The organism is Myxococcus sp. CA039A (assembly GCF_013336645.1).
GTDB lineage: Bacteria > Myxococcota > Myxococcia > Myxococcales > Myxococcaceae > Myxococcus > Myxococcus llanfairpwllgwyngyllgogerychwyrndrobwllllantysiliogogogochensis.
Window position 1 is genome coordinate 1 of record NZ_JABUMQ010000710.1, and the last position, 904, is coordinate 904.

Sequence of the window (904 nt, forward strand, 5' to 3'; positions counted from 1 at the left end):
GGGCTGGGGCGGTGGAAGGGGGGCGCATGGACGCGCTACTCGGTGTCGCAACACGGGCTCTACGACGACGCGGTGTTCAGCATCGTCCCGGACGGAGATGGCCACCTGTGGATGAGCAGCAACAAGGGCGTGTCCCGGGTGTCGCTGCGTGAGCTGGAGGAGGTGGCGGAGGGACGCCGCTCGCGGCTGGCGGTGATGGGGTTCGACCAGACGGACGGCATGCGCACCGCGGAGTGCAACGGGAACACGCAGCCGTCGGGGTGGCGGGGCAAGGATGGGCGGCTGTGGTTCACCACCATCCAGGGCGCCATCGTCGTGGACCCGGTGCGGGTGCGCGCGAGCCGGCAGCCTCCCGAGGTGCGCATCGAGGAAGTGCGCGTGCAGGGCGAGCTGGTGCCGGTGACGGGCCCGGTGGAGCTGCGGCCGGATGGCTCGCGGCTGGACATCCGCTTCACGGCCTTCACGCCCGGGGACGCGGTGCGGTTGCCGTTCCGCTACCGGCTGGTGGGGCACGACGACGGCTGGGTGCGCGCGGAGATTCGCCGGGCGACGTACACGGGGCTGCGGCCCGGGCGTTATCGCTTCGAGGTGCAGGCGGAGGGCCGGGACGGGGGCTGGACGGAGCCGGTGTCGCTGGACGTGCTGCTGGAGCCGAGCCTGTGGCAGCGCACGGACTTCTGGGTGTTGTTCGTGCTGGGGCTGGGGATGTTGGGCGTCAGCGTGTACCTGCTGCGAGTGGGGCAGCTGAAGGCGCGTGAGCGGTGGTTGGAGGCGCGCGTGCAGGAGCGCACGCGGGAGCTGGCGCGGGCGAACGAGGAGCTGGAGGCGAACGTGCGCACGCTGCGGCAGACGCAGGCGCAGCTCGTCCAGGCGGGGAGGATGGCGGCGGTGGGGCAGCTCGCGG

Annotated in this window: 1 protein-coding gene; it reads left to right on the forward strand. The window is 72.5% G+C overall.

All coding sequences use genetic code 11. From position 1 onward, the window contains the following. Positions 1 to 904: triple tyrosine motif-containing protein (locus HR086_RS47180; RefSeq protein WP_305794130.1), on the forward strand; the 904-nt coding region annotated here is incomplete at both ends.